Raw genomic sequence first — 14103 nt, forward strand, 5'->3', positions numbered from 1 at the left:
CGCGGTGTGCGGGTGCCGAAGTACAAGACCGTCGTGGACGCGTTCGCGGCGAAGATCCGCGGCGGGCAGTGGCCGGCCGGGACGCGGCTGCCCACGCACCGGCGGCTGGCCGCCGACGAGGGCATCGCCGTCGTGACGGCGTCCCGGGTGTACGCCGAGCTCGAAGCGATGGGGCTGGTCAGCGGCGAGCAGGGGCGGGGCACGTTCGTCCGGGACCTCGCCGCCGGTGAGGGCGCCGACGAGCGTGCGGTCGCCGCGGACGCCGTCGACCTCAGCTTCAACTCCCCGGCCGTGCCCGGTCAGGCCGACCTGCTGCGCGAGGCGCTGCGGGACCTCGCCACGGCCGGCGACCTCGACGCCCTGCTGCGTTACCAGCCGCACCGCGGGCGCGCCGAGGACCGGGCCGCCGTCGCCCGCCACCTGCGCCGGCGCGGGCTCGACGTCGGCCGCGAACGCGTGCTGATCGTCGACGGCGCCCAGCACGGCCTGGCGGTGACGGCGATGGCGCTGCTGAGCCCGGGCGACGTCGTCGCGGTGGACGCCCTCACCTATCCCGGCTTCCGGGTGCTCGCGCGCACGCTCGGGCTCGACCTCGCGCCGCTGCCGGTGACCGACGAGGGGCCTGACCTCGACGAGCTCGACCGGCTGTGCCGCCGTCGCCGGGTCCGCGCGGTGTACGCGATGCCGACCCTGCACAACCCGCTGGGCTGGGTGCTCTCCGCCGGGCAGCGCACACGGCTCGTGGAGATCGCCCGGCGGCACGGCGTCACGATCATCGAGGACGCGTCCTACGCCTACCTCGCCGAGGACGCGCCGCCGCCGCTGGCGGTGCTCGCGCCGGAGACCACCGTCTACGTCTCGGGGCTGTCGAAGAACGTCGCGACCGGGTTGCGCGTCGGGTTCGCCGTCGCGCCGCCCGAGCTGGTGCCGGCGCTCGAGAGCGCGATCCGGGCCACGACGTGGAACACGCCCGCCCTGACAGCGGCCATCGCGCGCCGGTGGCTCGACGACGGTACGGTCGAACGCTTGGAGGCCCGCAAGCGCGACGACGCGCGAGGGCGTCAGGCACTCGCTTCGGAAGTGCTGGCCGGGCTTCCGTGGATCGGGCACCCGTCGTCGTACTTCCGGTGGCTGCCGCTCGCCCGCGACTCCCGGCCGGACCGGATCGTGGCGGCGCTCGCCCGGCGGCGCGTCGCGGTGGCCACAGCCGAGCCGTTCGCGACGACGCCGGCCGTGCCGCAGGCGCTCCGGCTGGCGCTCGGTTCGGTGGGACACGCCGAACTGCGCGACGCGCTCGCGGCGGTCCGCGACGAGGTCGAGCGGGATGTTTTCCGCTGATCACGGCGGGATGACGAAGGTCACGCTCGGTACCGGAGAGCTTACGTATTAACATGATCGGCGGGTCTTCGCTCCGTGAGCGGGAGTGGCATATTCCACAGCCCGATGGGTCCCGGCCAACAGGCGCTTCCCAGTGCCTTCATGGGAAATTCACAGAATGGGTGGCAAGTCTGACAACGTGAACCACGCCGACGACGGTGCCGGAACGGCGGCACGATGACGACTGCCCAGGCCACTCTCGAAGCGCCCTCCCGGATCGCGAGACCGGGTGGAAAAGCGCCGTACCTGCACCAGATCGACCTGTTCCGGCTGGTCACCTTCGCGTGCGTGATCCTCATCCACGTGGTCGGCGCCACGAACTTCGCGCAGGACGTCGGCGCCAACGCCGTCGAGACGCCGCTGCACTTCACGCGGGAGGCGTTCTTCGCGCTCACCGGGTTCGTGCTGGTGTTCCAGAACCGCGGCCGCGAGATCACGCCGTCCGACTTCTGGCGCAAGCGGCTCCCGCTGGTCGCGACGCCCTACCTGGCGTGGTCGATGTTCTTCTGGGCGTTTTCGCTGGTCACCGGCACGCAGCAGCCGGACTCGCTCGAGGCGTCGATGCGCCTGCTGCTCAAGGACCTCGTCACCGGCGGCGCCTGGTACCACCTGTACTTCCTGCTCGTGACGATGCAGGTGTACCTGCTGTTCCCGTGGATCATGAAGCTGCTGCGGGCGACCGAGGGCAAGCACAAGTGGCTGCTGCTCGGCAGCGGGGTGCTGCAGGCCGGCGTGACGCTGTTCATGACGTACCAGCCGTTCGGCGTCGGCTACGAGACGATCACCCACCTGTACGCCACCGTGCTGCCGTACCAGTTCTACACGCTGTTCGGGGCCGTGGTGGCCATGCACTTCGAGGCCGTGCACGCCTGGGTCGGCCGGCACCGGCTGCTGCTCGGCGGCGCTCTCGTGGCGGTGCTGGCGGGCACGGAGTGGTACTACCTCCGGACCGTCCACAGTGGAACGTTCCCGCAGGTGGCCAGCGACCCGTTCCAGCCCTACCTGATCCCGTGGTTCCTCGCGGTCATCGCGGCGATCTACGCGTTCAGCACGTGGTGGTCGGGTCGCCGTCGCGAAGGCAGTGGCGGGGCCCGGCTGGTCTCCTGGGCGGCGAACCGGTCGTTCAGCATCTTCCTGGTCCACCCGCTCGCGCTGGCGTTCCTCGGGCCGCTGATCCCGCACGTGGCCGAGCGCTTCGGGGCGCCCTGGCTGAGCGTGATCATCTACTTCGCCACGATCGCGCTGACGATCGTGATGGTCGAGGTGCTGCGGCGCCTGCCGGGCAGCCAGGCGCTCACCGGACGGCCGCGGCTGCGGTTGGCGAAGGCCTGACCTCACTCCGTCGGGTGGTCAACCGCACTGTGTCCTGCGGGGTCGAACCCCGCACCCCGCCGGGGGCTCCGCCCCCACGGATCCCCCGAAAGCGGCTTACGGCATGTCCCGGCGCGCGGTTCCGCGGTCTTCGGATATGCTGGCGGCCCGTGGGACTTCAGTCACGGGCTACCAAGTACGTTTTTGTCACCGGAGGCGTCGCCTCCTCTCTGGGTAAAGGGCTCACGGCTTCCAGCCTGGGACAACTCCTTACCGCGCGCGGGCTTCGCGTCACGATGCAGAAGCTCGATCCGTACCTCAACGTCGACCCCGGGACGATGAACCCGTTCCAGCACGGTGAGGTGTTCGTCACCGACGACGGTGCGGAGACCGACCTCGACATCGGGCACTACGAGCGCTTCCTCGACCGCGACCTCGACGGCAAGGCCAACGTCACGACCGGCCAGGTCTACTCCGAGGTGATCGCCAAGGAGCGCCGCGGCGAGTACCTCGGCGACACCGTCCAGGTCATTCCGCACATCACCGACGAGATCAAGTCCCGGATCACCGCGGCCGCCGAACCCGACGAGAACGGCCAGACGCCGGACGTCGTCATCACCGAGGTCGGCGGCACGGTCGGCGACATCGAGTCGCTGCCGTTCCTGGAGGCCTGCCGCCAGGTCCGCCACGACGTCGGCCGCGACCACTGCTTCTTCCTGCACGTCTCGCTGGTGCCGTACCTGGCGCCGTCGGGCGAGCTCAAGACGAAGCCGACCCAGCACTCGGTCGCCGCGCTGCGCAACATCGGCATCCAGCCGGACGCGCTGGTCTGCCGGGCCGACCGGGAGATCCCCGAGGACCTCAAGCGCAAGATCGGCCTGATGTGCGACGTCGACAACGAGGCCGTCATCGCCTGCCCCGACGCGCGGTCGATCTACGACATCCCGAAGGTGCTGCACCGCGAGGCGCTCGACGCCTACGTCGTCCGCCGCCTCGGGCTGCCGTTCCGCGACGTCGACTGGACGGTGTGGGGTGACCTGCTCGACCGGGTGCACAACCCGAGCGAGGTCGTGCGGATCGCCGTCGTCGGGAAGTACATCGACCTGCCGGACGCCTACCTGTCGGTCACCGAGGCCCTGCGTGCGGGCGGGTTCGCCCACCGCGCCAAGGTCGAGATCGTCTGGGTCGCCTCGGACGACGCGCAGACCGCGTCCGGCGCGGCGTCGGTGCTGTCCGATGTGGACGGTGTGCTGATCCCGGGCGGGTTCGGCATCCGCGGCATCGAGGGCAAGGTCGGCGCGATCGAGTACGCCCGCACCCGCGGCGTGCCGCTGCTCGGCCTGTGCCTCGGCCTGCAGTGCATGGTCATCGAGGGTGCCCGGCACCTGGCCGGGATCGCCGACGCCGGGTCGTCGGAGTTCGACGAGAACACCAAGCACCCGGTGATCTCGACGATGGCCGACCAGCGCGACGTCGTCGCGGGGGAGCGGGACATGGGCGGCACCATGCGCCTGGGCGCCTACCCGGCGAAGCTCAAGCCGGGTTCGCAGGTCGCCAAGGCGTACGGCACCACCGAGGTGTCCGAGCGGCACCGCCACCGCTACGAGGTGAACAACGCCTACCGCAAGCAGCTCTCCGACGCGGGCCTGGTGTTCTCCGGCACGTCGCCGGACGACCGCCTGGTCGAGTTCGTCGAGCTGCCGGCCGACAAGCACCCGTTCTTCGTCGGCACCCAGGCGCACCCCGAGCTCAAGAGCCGCCCGACCCGGCCGCACCCGCTGTTCAGCGCGTTCGTCAAGGCCGTCGTCGACCGCAAGGTCGCCGAGCGGCTGCCGGTCGAGCTGCCCGAGGCCTCCGTGGCGGCCCGGTGACCGCGCCGGGCGAGCACGAGTTCACCGTCGCGTCCAGCCGGGACGTCCACATCGGACGGGTCGTCGGCCTGCGGATCGACGACGTCGTGATGCCGGGTGGGGACACCGCGGTCCGCGAGGTGATCGAGCACCTCGGCGCGGTGGCGATCGTCGCGCTGGACGACGAGCAGCAGGTCACGCTGATCCACCAGTACCGGCACCCGATCGGGCACCGGCTGTGGGAGCTGCCGGCGGGCTTGATCGACCACCTCGGCGAGGACCCGGTCGGGACGGCCAAGCGCGAGCTGGTCGAGGAGGTCGGCCTGGCGGCGGCGGACTGGGTGACGCTGGTCGACGTCGCGGCGTCGCCCGGCTTCACCGACGAGGTCGTGCGGATCTTCCTGGCCCGCGGACTGTCCGATGTGGACCGTGAGGTGCTCGGCGAGGAGGAGGCGGACCTGGTCATCCGCAAGTTCCCGCTCGCCGAAGCCGTCCGGATGGCCCTGGCGGGCGAGCTGATCAACGGCGCCACGGTGTCCGGTGTGCTCGCCGCGCACGCGGTGGTCACCGGAGGGGCTCCGGCCCGCCCGGCGGACGCCCCGTGGGAGGACCGCCCGACGGCGTTCGCCAAGCGCAAGGAAGCCTGAGGAAGTCCGCTGCGCCTCGGTTCAGGGGCGCAGCGGGCGGCCCTGGGCGTCCAGCCCGCCGTCCTTCAGGAGCGTGATGCCGTCGATGATCGGCCAGATCACGCCGACCCCGGTCAGCATGACGACGAGCAGCTGGAGCAGCCCGAGCCCGACCTGGCCGGTGTAGAACCGCCCCACGCCGAACGGCAGCACGATCTGCAGCACCCCGGCCACGGTCTTGGACCGGTAGGAGTACGGGACCGGCGCGTACGGCATCGGGGCCGGCGGCGGCGCGTACGGGTCGATCGGGGGCCCGTACGCCGGCAGCTGCATCGTCGTCTGCGCGTACGCCGGCGGCGGCCCGAAGAACCCCGGGTGCGGCTGAGGCAGGTCGTGGAACAGCGGCCGCAGGTCGCCGAGGGTCGTCGCCGCGTAGGCGTCCGTCACCCGCGTCTCGTACTCGTCCGGGGTGATGCGGCCCATGCCGAAGTGGTCGGCGAGCAGCCTCGCCGCCTCTTCCCGTTCGGCCGTGCCGATGCGGAGCTGGTCCGACTCCATGAATCCAAGGTAACCGCGCCAAGCTGAGAACGGGGTTTCTCCCGGGTCACGGTGCCCGCACGGCCTAAGGTGTCCCGCGTGGCCTCCAGCCCGCACAGCACGGACGGCGTGATCGCCGCGTACCTCGACCACCTCGTCGTCGAACGTGGGACCGCGCGCAACACGCTGGACAGCTACGCCCGTGACCTGCGCCGGTACGCCGCGCACCTGGACGGCATGGGCGTCGGCAAGATCGCCGACGTCACGTCCGCGCACGTCACGTCGTTCGGCGCCGCTCTGCGCGAGGGCGACGGCGAGCACCGGCCGCTGGCCGCGTCGTCGGCCGCGCGAGCGCTGGTCGCCGCGCGCGGGCTGCACAAGTTCGCCCACGCCGAAGGCCTCACCGAGCACAACCCGGCCCGCGAGGTCCGGCCGCCGACGCCCGCGAAGCGGCTGCCCAAGGCGTTGCCGGTCGACGACGTCCTGCGGTTGCTCGAGACCCCGCCGCCGGACGGCGAACGCCCGCTGCGCGACCGGGCGCTGCTGGAGGTGCTCTACTCGACCGGCGCCCGGATCTCCGAAGCCGTCGGCCTGGACATCGACGACGTCGACGAGGTCGAACGCACCGTCCTGCTCGACGGCAAGGGCGGCAAGCAGCGGCTCGTCCCGATCGGCCGCCCCGCGCTCGCCGCGCTGAACGCCTACACGGTCCGTGCCCGGCCGGCGCTCGCCGCCCACGGCCGCGGCACCGCGGCGCTGTTCCTCAACGCCCGCGGCAGCAGGCTCTCGCGCCAGAGCGCGTGGCAGGTCCTCAAGGACACCGCCGAACGGGCGGGGATCACCGCCGCGGTCTCGCCGCACACCCTCCGCCACTCCTTCGCCACGCACCTGCTCGAGGGCGGCGCGGACGTCCGGGTCGTCCAGGAACTGCTCGGCCACGCCTCGGTGACGACGACCCAGGTGTACACGCTGGTCACGGTCAACACCCTGCGCGAGGTGTACGCGACGGCGCACCCGCGGGCACTGGGCTAGATGGCCCTGTAGAGGGCGAAGGGCCTTCGTACGCTGCACCGACGGTCGAGTGACATTGCCCCGTCGAGTCCGGCGCGTTGCTTTGCCGGGGCTCCGGCTCCGCGCATAGGCTGCGTCGGACGCGACGAACAAGGAGTCTTCTCGCCATGTCGACACCGAACCAGCCGGCCCACGCGGCCGAGTCCGCCGGGTCGGCGGCGGCGAACCTCAGCGACGTCAAGATCGCGACCCCGGCGGTCCACGACGGCGACGAACCGCACGAGCGCAACGGCAAGAAGGTCAAGCTCGAGGGTATCGGGCCGACCGGCCGCCCGATCCGCGAGCACGCCGATCCGGCGCCGCTGGACAAGCACGGCCCGGCGAAGATCATGGCGATGTGCAACCAGAAGGGCGGCGTCGGCAAGACGACGTCGACCATCAACCTGGGTGCCGCCCTCGCCGAGTACGGCCGCAAGGTGCTGCTCGTCGACTTCGACCCCCAGGGCGCGCTCGCCGTCGGTCTGGGCATCCAGCCGCACGAACTGGACCAGACGGTCTACAACGCCATCATGGAGCGGTCGGTCAGCGCCACCGACGTGCTGATGAAAACCCGCGTGGACGGCGTTGACCTGCTGCCGAGCAACATCGACCTGTCCGCGGCGGAGGTCCAGCTCGTCGCTGAGGTAGGGCGCGAACACACGTTGTTACGGGTCCTTCGTCCGGTCATGAACGACTACGACTATGTTCTTGTCGACTGCCAGCCCTCACTCGGCTTGCTCACGGTGAACGCGCTGACCGCCGCGGACGGCGTGATCATCCCGCTCGAGTGCGAGTTCTTCAGTCTGCGAGGCGTCGCGCTCCTGATCGACACGATCGAGAAGGTGCAGGAACGCCTCAACCCCAAACTGGACATAGTCGGGATTCTCGCCACCATGTACGACCCGAGAACCCTGCACTCGAAGGAGGTCATGGCTCGCGTGGTGGAGGCATTCGGCGAGACCGTGTTCGACACGGTCATCAACCGCACCGTGCGGTTCCCCGAGACGACGGTCGCGGGTGAGCCGATCACGACCTGGGCGCCCAAGTCGGCCGGCGCCGCGGCGTACCGCCAGCTGGCCCGCGAGGTGATCGCTCGGTGAGCAGGCGTGCTTCCCTGCCCGGAGCGTCGGAACTCTTCCGCATCACCTCCAGCCCCGCTCTCGACCTTCCGCCCCAGGCGGCGCCCGAACCCGTCGAAAAGGCCAAGCCCGCCGGCAACGGCCGGTCGGAGCAGCTCGCTCGCGGCGTGGCCCCGCACGGGTCGGGCCGGACCAAGCACGACGCGAAGATCACCGTGTACGTCTCCGGCGACGAGCTCGTCGCCATGGAGCAGGCCCGGCTGACGCTGCGCGCGAAGCACGACCTGGTCGTCGACCGCGGCCGGCTGGTTCGCGAAGCGGTCGCGGTGCTGCTGGCCGACTTCGACCAGAACGGCGAAGAGTCGGTGCTGGTGCAGCGGCTGCGGGTGGTCGGCTCAGACGGCGGCGAAACCGAGGGCTGATGGACGAGCCGGCACCGGCTCCGGAGGAACAGGTACCCGAAGAGCACCAGACGGTGCACGGCGGGATGATCCCCGAAGGCGTCAACACCGAAGAACTGAGCACGTCGAAGTTCAAGGTGCGGCTGGCCAACTTCGAGGGGCCGTTCGACCTGCTGCTGCAGCTGATCTCGCAGCACCAGCTCGACGTCACCGAGGTGGCGCTGCACCGGGTCACCGACGACTTCATCGCGTACACGCGCGCGCTGGGCACCGAATGGAACCTCGACGAGACGACGGAGTTCCTGGTCATCGCGGCGACGCTCCTGGACTTGAAAGCGGCGCGTCTGCTGCCTTCGGCCGAGGTGGAGAGCGAAGACGACCTCGCGCTGCTCGAAGCCCGCGACCTGCTGTTCGCGCGGATCCTGCAGTACCGCGCGTACAAGCAGGTGGCGGCGCTGTTCGGCGAGCTGGAGCAGAACGCGCTGCGGCGCTACCCGCGGTCGGTGGCGCTGGAGGAGCGGTTCATCGGGCTGCTGCCCGAGGTGATGCTGGGCGTGACGCCGGCGAAGTTCGCCGACATCGCGGTGGCGGTGTTCCGGCCCAAGCCCCCGCCGACGGTGTCGATCGCCCACATCCACATGGGCCGCGTGTCGGTCCGCGAGCACGCGGCGCTGCTGCGGGTCAAGCTGGCCGCGGCGGGCGAGGCGACGTTCGGCGAGCTGGTGGACGACTGCGAGCACACGGTCGAGATCGTGGCGCGCTTCCTGGCGCTGCTGGAGCTCTACCGCGAGGCGACGGTCCAGTTCGAGCAGTCGGAGGCGCTGGCGGAGCTGCACGTCCGCTGGACGGGCGGCTCGATGGCCGACGCCTCCGCGGCGGCCGAGCTGGACCGGACCGCCGGAGACGAAGAGGAGTACGGGTGAGCCCCGAAGACAACGAGCCGGCCGAGCCGGCTTTGCCGGCGGCGGACGACGTCGAGGGCGCGGCGGAACTGGCGCTGGACGAGGCGCTCTCCGGCGAGCCGGTGACGGACGATGGCGAGCCGGTGGAGCCGCTGGTCGAGGTGGCTGTGGACGGCGCGGATTCCGCCGAGCCCGCCGATTCTGCGCCGGTACTGGATTCAGTCACTGAAGATAGTTCTGCCGCTGTTGTTGAGGGTGTGACTGAAGCCGCGCCCGCCGAGGGTGGTGCCGCTGCGGAGGCTTCGGCCGGGGCGCCGGTTACAGTCACTGAAGATAGTTCTGTCGCTGTAGCTGCGGACGTGGCTGAAGGGACTGAAGTCGAGCCTGGCGAGGGTGGTCTTGCTGCGGAGGCTTCAGTCGGGGCGCCGCTTACAGTCACTGAAGAAAATTCTGCTGCTGTAGCCGCGGACGTGACTGAACCCGAGCCTGAAGCCGAGCCGGGCGCCGACGACCCCGAGTCCGACCTCGTCGCCGCCGGTGACGTCGACTCCCTCCCCGACGTCACGTCCGACGAGATCCTCGAAGCCGCCCTCGAGGCGCTTCTCCTCGTCGTCGACTCGCCCGCCAGCGAGGAACTGCTCGCCGATACCGTCGGCCAACCCAAGGCCAGGATCGTCGTCGCCCTCCGTACCATGGCGCAGAAGTTCACCGACCGCGCCTCCGGGATCGACCTGCGGCGCGTCGGTGAGGGGTGGCGGTTCTACACTAGAGACGTCTATGCCCCGTTCGTGGAGAAGCTCCTGCTGGACGGCCAGCGGTCGAAGCTGACCCGGGCCGCGCTCGAGAGCCTCGCCGTGATCGCGTACCGGCAGCCGGTGACCCGTGCCAGGGTCGCCGCGGTGCGCGGCGTGAACGTGGACGGCGTGATCCGGACGCTGCTCGCGCGCGGCCTCATCGAAGAGATGGGGACCGACCCCGAGACGACCGGCACGCTGTACGTGACGACCGAGCTGTTCCTGGAGCGACTGGGGCTGTCGTCACTGAACGACCTGCCGGCCATCGCTCCGTTGCTACCCGAAGTGGACACCATCGATGACATCCAGTGAACACCCCGACGGCATCCGCCTGCAGAAGGTGCTGTCGCAAGCCGGGGTCGCCTCCCGGCGGGCGGCGGAGGACCTGATCGCGGCCGGCCGGGTCGAGGTGGACGGCCAGGTCGTCACCGAGCTGGGCCGCCGGGTGCACCCGGACGAGGCGATCATCCACGTCGACGGCACCCGCGTGAACCTGCGCGACGACCTGATCTACCTCGCCCTGAACAAGCCCAAGGGCGTGCACTCGACGATGTCGGACGACCGCGGCCGCCCGTGCGTCGGCGAGTACCTGATGGGCCGCTACGAGGAGACGCCCGGCGTCGTGCACGTCGGCAGGCTCGACGAGAACACCGAGGGCCTGCTGCTGCTCACCAACGACGGTGACCTCGGGCACCGGCTGATGCACCCGTCCTACCAGGTGCTCAAGACCTACCTCGCCGAGGTCGACGGCCTCGTGCCGCGCGGGCTCGGCAAGGAGCTGCGCAACGGCTGGGAGCTGCCGGACGGCATCGTCAAGGTCGACCAGTTCCGGGTCAAGGACATGCACTCCGGCAAGTCGCTGGTCGAGCTGGTCATCCACGAGGGCAAGAAGCACATCGTGCGCCGCCTGCTCAAGGACGCCGGGCACCCGGTGCTCAAGCTGGTCCGCACCGCGATCGGCGACGTCCAGCTCGGCAACCAGCGCGTCGGCTCGATCCGGCGGCTGACCAAGGGCGAGGTCGGCTCGCTCTACCGCGCCGTCGAGCTCTGACGCCGCTTTCGGGGGCCCCCGGTCGGCACAGTCCCGACTTTCCGCCGTGGCGCGAGCACTCCGCCGCTGCCAGCGTGGAGCCATGCGATCGCGTCTGGCAGGCGGAGTTCTCGCGACCATCCTCTTCACCGCGTTCCTCCCCGGGGTGGCCCACGCGGCTCCCCGGGCGAGTGAGCCGGTCTACGACTACGCGAAGGCGGTCCGCGAGACCGTCTGGGTCGACATCGGCCACGACGGCGACGGCGACGGCAAGCCCGACCGCGTCGCCGCCGACATCGTCCGCCCGAGCGAGGCGACGTCACGCGTGCCGGTGATCATGGACGCCAGCCCGTACTACTCGTGCTGCGGACGCGGCAACGAAAGCGAGCTCAAGTCGTACGACAGCGCCGGGAAGCCGGTGAAGTTCCCGCTGTTCTACGACAACTACTTCGTGCCGCGCGGGTACGCCGTGGTGCTCGTCGACCTGGCCGGGACGAACCGCTCGGCCGGCTGCGCGGACGTCGGCGGCGCTTCGGACGTCGACTCGGCGCGCAAGGTCGTCGACTGGCTGAACGGGCGGGCGACGGGATACAGCGCGAAGACCGGCGGCAGCGCGGTGACCGCGGGCTGGAGCACCGGGAACGTCGGCATGATCGGGAAGTCCTACGACGGCACGATCGCCAACGGCGTCGCGGCGACCGGCGTCGCGGGCTTGAAGACGATCGTGCCGATCTCGGCGATCAGCTCCTGGTACGACTACTACCGCTCCGACGGCGCGACCTTCGGCTTCAACCCGGACGGGCTGGCGCAGACCGTCGAGGCACGCAACAGCGGCCAGAACTGCGCGGCCCAGAACCAGGTGCTCAAGCAGGGGGCGACCGCCGACGGCGACTACGGGCCGCTTTGGGCGGACCGCGACTACGTCACCCATGCCGGCAACGTGCGGGCCAGCGTGCTGCTTTCCCACGGCGTCAACGATCTCAACGTCAAGACGATCCACTTCGGACAGTGGTGGAGCGGGCTGAACGTCGAGAAGAAGATCTGGCTGTCGCAGACCGGGCACGTCGACCCGTTCGACTACCGGCGCGACGGCTGGGTGGACCTGCTGCACCGCTGGTTCGACCACTACCTGCTGGGTGTCGACAACGGCGTCCAGAACGGGCCGCAGGCGAGCGTCGAGCGGCAGCCGGACCAGTGGGTGGACCAGAGCGCGTACCCGGCGGCGAACGAGGTGGCCACGACGTTGCGCCCGCACACCGGCGGCTCGCTCGGCACCGCGGCGGCGTCCGGCACGGCGTCTTTCACCGACAACCCGAACCTCGGCGAAGACACCTGGGTGACGAACCCGGGCAGCGCGGCGCTGACCTACTCGACCGGAACCCTCAAGACGGACCTGCAGGTTTCGGGGACGTCCGCGGTGACCGTGACGGCTACGCCCAGCACGGCATCGGCCCGGCTTTCGGCGCTGCTGGTGGACCTCGGCCCGGCGACGATCCGCAACTTCGCCGGCAGCGGCGAGGGGATCAAGACGGGGACGACGGAGAACTGCTGGGGCTCGTCCACCGCGGGCGACGACGCTTGCTACCGGATCGCGTCGGCGGACGTGAAGAAGGTTAACTACACGATCTTGAGCCGCGGCTGGGCGGACCTGGCGAACTACGCGTCGCTTTCGCAGGAACGGCCGCTGACGCCGGGCACGGCTTACACGATGACGTTCGATCTGGCGTCCACGGACCACATCGTGCCGAAGGGGCACGCGCTGGCCTTGATCATCGGGGGCACGGACGGCAGCTTCATCCGCGGGCCGGCCCAGCCGGGCCGGGTGACGCTGGACCTGGCCCGGACGTCGGCGTCGGTGCCGCTGGCCGGAGTCGTGCCGGCGGCGGCCACGCACCCGGCCCTCGACGGCGGCGCGTTCGTGCCGTCGCAGGGCCGGGCGGACCTGCGCTAGCTCGCTTCGACGGGAGCCGTCTTCGTCGCGGACTTCCGTTGCAGCGCGCGGGCGATCGGCTCGACGACGCGGGCCGCCGTCGGGCCGAGGATCGCCATCAGCAGCACGTACGCCGTCGCCAGCGCCGCCAGCTCGCCGTCCACCGCGCCCGCCGTCACCGCCAGGCCCGCGATGACGATCGAGAACTCGCCCCGGGCCACCAGCGCCGCTCCGGCGCGGGCCCGGCCCATCTTCCCGATGCCCTGCCGCCGCGCCGCCCACCAGCCGGTGCCGACCTTCGTGAGCGTCGTCACCACCGCCAGCACGATCGCCCAGCCGAGCACCGGCGGGATCGACGCCGGGTTCGTGTTGAGCCCGAACACCACGAAGAACACCGCGGCGAACAGGTCGCGCAGCGGCTCGAGCAGGTGCGTCGCGTTCTCCGCCGTCGAGCCCGAGATCGCGATGCCGAGCAGGAACGCGCCGACCGCGGCCGACACCTGCATCGCCGACGCGAGCCCGGCCACCAGCAGCGCCGCGCCGAGGACCTTGAGCAGGAACACCTCGCGGTCCGGGCTGTCGACGGCGGCCGAGACGTACCGGCCGAACTTCAGCGCGATCACCAGCACCACGGTGATCACCAGCAGGGAGATCCCGACGGCTTCCATGCCGCCCAGCAACGAGACGCCGCCGAGGACCGCGGTCAGGATCGGCAGGTAGAGCGCCATCACGAGGTCCTCGAACACGAGGATCGACAGCACCACCGGCGTCTCGCGGTTGCCGAGCCGGCCGAGGTCGCCGAGGACCTTCGCGACGATCCCGGACGACGAGATGTACGTGACGCCCGCCATCACCATCGCGCCGACCGGGCCCCAGTCCAGCAGCAGCGCGACGGCCGCACCGGGGGCGGCGTTGAGGACGATGTCGAGCAGGCCCGCGGTCCACGAGCGGCGCAGCCCGGTGAACAGCTCGGCCGCGGAGTATTCGAGGCCCAGCAGCAGGAGCAGCAGCACGACGCCGATTTCGCTGGCCAGGTGCGTGAAACCGCCGATGTCGGTCAGCGGGATCAGGCCGCCGGAGCCGAAGCAGAGGCCGCCGAGCAGGTAGAGCGGGATGGGGGAGAGGCCGATCTTCCCGGCCAGGCGCCCGAGCGCGCCCAGCACGAAGAAGACCGCCCCCAGTTCGATCAGGGACAGCGCGGTGTGATCCATCGGCC

Annotated in this window: 13 protein-coding genes; 11 read left to right on the forward strand and 2 right to left on the reverse strand. The window is 70.8% G+C overall.

The window, feature by feature from the left end; all coding sequences use genetic code 11:
• Positions 1-6 precede the first annotated feature (6 nt).
• The 4 genes from AA23TX_RS30650 (at position 7) to AA23TX_RS30665 (ending at position 5185) form a co-directional block, all read left to right on the forward strand.
• Positions 7-1338: an aminotransferase-like domain-containing protein gene (locus AA23TX_RS30650; RefSeq protein WP_155546240.1), complete on the forward strand. Its 1332-nt coding sequence runs from the start codon at positions 7-9 to the stop codon at positions 1336-1338.
• A gap of 216 nt (positions 1339-1554) precedes the next feature.
• Positions 1555-2709 (forward strand): acyltransferase, encoded by a 1155-nt coding sequence (locus tag AA23TX_RS30655; RefSeq protein WP_155546241.1) that lies wholly within the window; start codon positions 1555-1557, stop codon positions 2707-2709.
• Positions 2710-2858: 149 nt separating this feature from the next.
• Positions 2859-4559: a CTP synthase gene (gene pyrG / locus AA23TX_RS30660; RefSeq protein ID WP_155546242.1), complete on the forward strand. Its 1701-nt coding sequence runs from the start codon at positions 2859-2861 to the stop codon at positions 4557-4559.
• Positions 4556-5185: an NUDIX domain-containing protein gene (locus AA23TX_RS30665; protein ID WP_155546243.1), complete on the forward strand. Its 630-nt coding sequence runs from the start codon at positions 4556-4558 to the stop codon at positions 5183-5185. Before pyrG ends, AA23TX_RS30665 begins: the two co-directional genes overlap by 4 nt.
• Positions 5186-5206: 21 nt before the next feature.
• On the opposite strand, the gene AA23TX_RS30670 is transcribed toward AA23TX_RS30665, so the two are convergent.
• Positions 5207-5722, reverse strand: coding sequence for a DUF1707 SHOCT-like domain-containing protein (locus AA23TX_RS30670; protein ID WP_155546244.1), 516 nt, complete (start codon positions 5720-5722; stop codon positions 5207-5209).
• A 108-nt stretch (positions 5723-5830) separates the two neighbouring features.
• Here AA23TX_RS30670 and xerD point away from each other — a divergent pair, with 108 nt between their 5' ends.
• The 7 genes from xerD (at position 5831) to AA23TX_RS30705 (ending at position 12908) form a co-directional block, all read left to right on the forward strand.
• Positions 5831-6733: a site-specific tyrosine recombinase XerD gene (gene xerD / locus AA23TX_RS30675; RefSeq protein ID WP_196425715.1), complete on the forward strand. Its 903-nt coding sequence runs from the start codon at positions 5831-5833 to the stop codon at positions 6731-6733.
• A 146-nt stretch (positions 6734-6879) separates the two neighbouring features.
• Entirely contained in the window at positions 6880-7851 is a 972-nt protein-coding gene (locus AA23TX_RS30680; RefSeq protein WP_155546246.1) for a ParA family protein, read from the forward strand.
• Positions 7848-8252, forward strand: coding sequence for a cobyrinic acid a,c-diamide synthase (locus AA23TX_RS30685; RefSeq protein ID WP_155546247.1), 405 nt, complete (start codon positions 7848-7850; stop codon positions 8250-8252). The genes AA23TX_RS30680 and AA23TX_RS30685 overlap by 4 nt, the downstream gene beginning before the upstream one ends.
• Positions 8252-9154: a segregation and condensation protein A gene (locus AA23TX_RS30690; RefSeq protein WP_155546248.1), complete on the forward strand. Its 903-nt coding sequence runs from the start codon at positions 8252-8254 to the stop codon at positions 9152-9154. Before AA23TX_RS30685 ends, AA23TX_RS30690 begins: the two co-directional genes overlap by 1 nt.
• 236 nt (positions 9155-9390) lie before the next feature.
• The gene (gene scpB, locus AA23TX_RS30695) at positions 9391-10239 is read left to right on the forward strand and encodes an SMC-Scp complex subunit ScpB (protein WP_439328796.1); all 849 of its coding nucleotides are present in this window, start codon (positions 9391-9393) and stop codon (positions 10237-10239) included.
• Positions 10226-10978, forward strand: coding sequence for a pseudouridine synthase (locus tag AA23TX_RS30700; RefSeq protein WP_155546249.1), 753 nt, complete (start codon positions 10226-10228; stop codon positions 10976-10978). The genes scpB and AA23TX_RS30700 overlap by 14 nt, the downstream gene beginning before the upstream one ends.
• A 94-nt stretch (positions 10979-11072) precedes the next feature.
• Positions 11073-12908: a Xaa-Pro dipeptidyl-peptidase gene (locus AA23TX_RS30705; protein ID WP_439328797.1), complete on the forward strand. Its 1836-nt coding sequence runs from the start codon at positions 11073-11075 to the stop codon at positions 12906-12908.
• Here AA23TX_RS30705 and AA23TX_RS30710 read toward each other — a convergent pair.
• On the reverse strand, positions 12905-14098 hold the full coding sequence (locus AA23TX_RS30710; RefSeq protein ID WP_155546251.1) for a cation:proton antiporter: 1194 nt from the start codon (positions 14096-14098) through the stop codon (positions 12905-12907). The two genes, AA23TX_RS30705 and AA23TX_RS30710, sit on opposite strands and share 4 nt — an antisense overlap.
• Between the last annotated feature and the right edge of the window lie 5 nt (positions 14099-14103).

The sequence above is a fragment of the Amycolatopsis camponoti genome (genome assembly GCF_902497555.1).
GTDB classification, from domain to species: domain Bacteria; phylum Actinomycetota; class Actinomycetes; order Mycobacteriales; family Pseudonocardiaceae; genus Amycolatopsis; species Amycolatopsis camponoti.

Excerpts from the sequence above, each read along its gene's own strand:
- AA23TX_RS30655 (WP_155546241.1), top strand. The coding sequence starts at position 1,555 with ATGACGACTGCCCAGGCCACTCTCGAAGCGCCCTCCCGGATCGCGAGA.
- AA23TX_RS30670 (WP_155546244.1), bottom strand. The coding sequence starts at position 5,722 with ATGGAGTCGGACCAGCTCCGCATCGGCACGGCCGAACGGGAAGAGGCG.
- AA23TX_RS30680 (WP_155546246.1), top strand. The coding sequence starts at position 6,880 with ATGTCGACACCGAACCAGCCGGCCCACGCGGCCGAGTCCGCCGGGTCG.
- AA23TX_RS30690 (WP_155546248.1), top strand. The coding sequence starts at position 8,252 with ATGGACGAGCCGGCACCGGCTCCGGAGGAACAGGTACCCGAAGAGCAC.
- AA23TX_RS30700 (WP_155546249.1), top strand. The coding sequence starts at position 10,226 with ATGACATCCAGTGAACACCCCGACGGCATCCGCCTGCAGAAGGTGCTG.
- AA23TX_RS30710 (WP_155546251.1), bottom strand. The coding sequence starts at position 14,098 with ATGGATCACACCGCGCTGTCCCTGATCGAACTGGGGGCGGTCTTCTTC.